Here is a 3,701-nt window from a genome sequence, read left to right on the forward strand (position 1 = left end):
CTCATCACGCACCCTCGCCTTCCATTCGATGCCGCACCTTGCGGTAGGTCTCCTCCAGCAATTCGTCGCTGCCGGATAGCGATTCCTGCAAGCGGCGGTGGGCCGCCTCCACGAAGTCCGCATCCCGGATGGCGCCGGTGTTGACATGGACGTTGAGGGCGGCGCTACGCAGGGCGGCGGCGACGGCCAGCGCGGCCACCCCGGCATCGCTGATCACGTTGCGGTTCCCCTTCTGGGTAATCGCGTAACTCAGGCGCAACAGGCGGGAGCAGACCTCGGCGCAGGCCAGGGGCGTCTCGGTCGCCCGGCGCAGGGCCTCCTGGATGGCCGCGCTGCGCGCCTGCTTTTCCTCGTCGGTGGCGCGCGGCAGCCGGTAGGAGGCCATCACGCCCTGGAACGCCTCCACGTCCTCGGCGGCAAGCCGCAACAGCCGGCGGCGCAGTTTCTCGGCGTCCTCCAGCAGCGCCCGCACTTCCGGCTCGACGTCGGCGTAGGCGCTCTTGCCCACCGTCAGGTTGCAAACCATGCTGACCAGCGCGGCGCCCACCGCGCCGATGACGGCGGCGGCGCCGCCGCCGCCCGGCGTCGGCCGCTCGCTGGCCAGCGCGTCCAGAAATCCCGTCAACGATTCGTCTTGCATCCGGTCGCCTCCTCCCATATCTCCGAAACCCCATGTCTCCGAAACCGACGTGGAAACGCATATACTGTACGGGGAACCGCCGCGCAAAGCCACCGCGCGGCCTTTTTACATGCAACCGCGGCGCCCCCGCGCGGACAGGGACGCGCCGTTTTGGAGATAATGCGCCCATGCTTACGTATTACCACTACGGGATGGTCATTCTGCTCATGATGACGGGGCTGTACATCGTCATCGCGCAGGACAACCTGATCCGCAAGTTGATCGGGCTCAACCTGTTCCAGGTCTCGGTGTTCGTGCTGTATATCTCGCTGGGATACCTGCGGGGCGGCACCGCGCCCGTCCTGGCGGCGGAATACGCGGTCTATGCCAGCCCGTTGCCGCATGTCCTGATCCTGACGGCGATCGTGGTCGGCATCTCGACGATGGCAGTGGGGCTGGCGCTGGTCGTTCGCATCTACCAGGCATTCGGCACCATTCGGGAAGACGAATTGCGCGCGCGGCAACGCAGGCGGTGAACGGGCAGGCGGTGAGCGGGCGGTGAGCGGCGCGCATCTGCCGGCATTGCAGGTGATCCTGCCCCTGCTCGGCGCCCCTCTGTGCATGCTGGCGCACCGCGCGGAATGGGCCTGGCGGATCGCCCAGGCGGTATGCCTGGGCTGCCTGGCGATATCCGGGGCGCTGCTGCTGCAAGTGGCCGCCGAGGGGGAAATTACCTATGCCTTCGGCGGCTGGGCGGCCCCCTGGGGGATCGAGTACCGCCTGGATGCGCTCAACACGCCGTTGCTGTTTCTGGTCTCGGCGGTCGCCGCCCTGGTCGCGTGGTATTCCCGCCGTTGCGCCGCGGCCGAGATCGCCGCCGACCGGCTGTACCTGTTCTACCTCGCGCTGCAGTTGCACCTGGCGGGATTGCTGGGCGTAGTCGGCACCGGCGACATATTCAATTTGTTCGTGTTCGTAGAGATTGCCTCCCTGTCCTCCTATGCCCTGCTGGGACTGGGACACGACCGGCGGGCCCTGCTTGCCGCCTACCGCTATCTGCTCCTGGGCAGCCTGGGCGCAACCTTCCTGCTGGTCGGCATCGGCTACCTGTACGCGCTGACCGGCACGCTCAACATGGCCGATCTGGCCGAGCGGCTGGGGCCGGTAGCCCATACCCGCACGGCGGTCATGGCCTTCGCCTTCATCACCGTAGGACTGGCCCTGAAGTTCGCCCTGTTCCCCCTGCACGTCTGGCTGCCGGACGCCTACACCTACGCGCCTTCGCCTATCGCGGCCTTCTTCGCCGCCACCGGCGCCAAGGTGTATCTCTACGCCTGGCTGCGGATCGGCTTCACCGTCTTCGACCAGGGAAGCGTCCTGGAGCAGGTGCAACTGGACAAGGTGCTGATCGCGACCGCATCTCTGGCCGTGCTGTTCGGTTCCCTGGCCGCGCTGTTGCAGCGGGATCTGCGGCGGCTGCTGGCGTACTCCAGCATCGCCCAGATCGGCTACATGGTGCTGGGGGCCAGCCTGGCGACGGTAGGCAGCATGGCCGCGGGCCTGTTGCATCTTTTCTACCACGCCCTGATCAAAGGCGCCCTGTTCCTGGCGGTGGGCTGCCTGTACCTGCGCGCGGGCACGGCCCGGCTGGAACAGCTGCGGGGCATCGGCCCGCGCATGCCCTGGACCACGGCGGCCCTGGCGCTGGCCGGACTGGGCCTGGTCGGGGTCCCCCTCACGGCCGGCTTCGTCAGCAAGTGGTATCTGGCGCAGGCCATGCTGGATCGGGGATGGTGGTGGCTGGCGCTCCTGATCCTGGGCGGCTCTCTGCTGGCGGCCTGCTACGTCTGGAAGTTCCTGGAGCCGATCTGCCTGCAACCGGCGCCCGCCAGCGACCGGGAATTGCGGGAGGCGCCTCCGAGTATGCTGATCCCGCTCTGGCTGCTGGCGGCGGCCATACTGGCCCTGGGAATTGATTCCTCGCTGCCGATACGGTGGGCGACCCGGGCCGCCATGCTGCTGGTGCCGGGCTAATGTCCGCCGCCGCGCTCATTCCCTGCTGCCTGGCCGTTCCGCTGCTGGGGGCGGCGCTGATCCTCGCCAGCCGGCGGCGGCCCCGCCTGAGCGACGCCTGGGCGCTGCTCGCTCCGGCCCTGCTGTTGCTCCCGGTGGCGGCCCTGTACCCGGCGGCGGCCGGCGGCGCATACCCCTCCTGGAGCCTGGGCGAACCGCTGGCCGGGCTGGCCATCGCGTTCCGGGTAGAGCCGCTGGGCTGGCTGTTTGCCGCGGTGTCCAGCCTGCTGTGGCTGCCCACCGCGATCTACTCGGTGGGCTACGCGCACGGCAAGGGGCTGCCCCGACAGCCCGTTTTCCATGCCTGCTTCGCGGCGGCCCTGGCGAGCGCCGTCGGCATCGCCTTCAGCGCCAACCTGCTGACGCTGTTCCTGTGCTACGAGCTGCTCACGCTGACGACGTACCCCCTGGTCACGCACCAGCGCACCCCGGAGGCGCGGCGGGCGGGGCGCAGCTACCTCGCCTATCTGCTCGGCAGTTCGATGGGGCTGATGCTGCTGGCGATCCTGTGGGTATGGCAACTGACGGGGCGGCTGGACTTCGTGCCGGGAGGCATCCTCGCGGGCCAGCCGGAGACGGTGACCGCGCCCTTGTTCCTGCTGTTCGCCTTCGGCATCGGCAAGGCCGCCCTGATCCCCATGCACCGCTGGCTGCCGCGGGCGATGGTGGCGCCGACGCCGGTCAGCGCCCTGCTGCATGCCGTGGCGGTGGTCAAGGCCGGCGGCTTCGCCTTGCTGAAAATCGCCTTGTTCACCTTCGGACCGGCGCAATTGGACGGCAGCATGGCAGCGGAGCTGCTGATCTACATCGCCTCCGCCAGCATCGTGATCGGCGCCGTCATCGCCCTGAAGTGCGATCACCTGAAGCAGCGGCTGGCGTATTCGACCATCAGCCAGCTGGCCTATATCGCCCTGGGCGCCGCCCTGGCCGGCTCCGTGGGATGGGTCGGCGGCGGACTGCATATCGCCACCCACGCCTTCGGCAAGATCACGCTGTTCTTCTGCGCCGG

4 protein-coding genes are annotated in these 3,701 nt (G+C 68.6%); 3 read left to right on the plus strand and 1 reads right to left on the minus strand.

Annotation, left to right across the window (positions count from 1 at the left end):
• Nucleotides 1-4 precede the first annotated feature (4 nt).
• Entirely contained in the window at nucleotides 5-640 is a 636-nt protein-coding gene (locus tag OXU43_02995) for a cyclodeaminase/cyclohydrolase family protein (GenBank protein MDD9824127.1), read from the minus strand.
• A 167-nt stretch (nucleotides 641-807) separates the two neighbouring features.
• Here OXU43_02995 and OXU43_03000 point away from each other — a divergent pair, with 167 nt between their 5' ends.
• From OXU43_03000 to OXU43_03010, 3 genes are all read left to right on the plus strand, one after another.
• On the plus strand, nucleotides 808-1,155 hold the full coding sequence (locus OXU43_03000; protein MDD9824128.1) for a cation:proton antiporter subunit C: 348 nt from the start codon (nucleotides 808-810) through the stop codon (nucleotides 1,153-1,155).
• Nucleotides 1,156-1,240: 85 nt separating this feature from the next.
• Nucleotides 1,241-2,653, plus strand: coding sequence for a proton-conducting transporter membrane subunit (locus OXU43_03005; protein MDD9824129.1), 1,413 nt, complete (start codon nucleotides 1,241-1,243; stop codon nucleotides 2,651-2,653).
• The coding region (locus tag OXU43_03010; GenBank protein ID MDD9824130.1) for a proton-conducting transporter membrane subunit at nucleotides 2,653-3,701 on the plus strand (1,049 nt) is incomplete at its 3' end. The genes OXU43_03005 and OXU43_03010, both read left to right, overlap by 1 nt.

This window comes from Gammaproteobacteria bacterium (genome assembly GCA_028817255.1).
Taxonomy (GTDB): domain Bacteria; phylum Pseudomonadota; class Gammaproteobacteria; order Porifericomitales; family Porifericomitaceae; genus Porifericomes; species Porifericomes azotivorans.

Coding starts and splice junctions, on each gene's coding strand:
- OXU43_03005 (MDD9824129.1), top strand. CDS start 1,241: ATGCTGGCGCACCGCGCGGAATGGGCCTGGCGGATCGCCCAGGCGGTA.
- OXU43_02995 (MDD9824127.1), bottom strand. CDS start 640: ATGCAAGACGAATCGTTGACGGGATTTCTGGACGCGCTGGCCAGCGAG.
- OXU43_03000 (MDD9824128.1), top strand. CDS start 808: ATGCTTACGTATTACCACTACGGGATGGTCATTCTGCTCATGATGACG.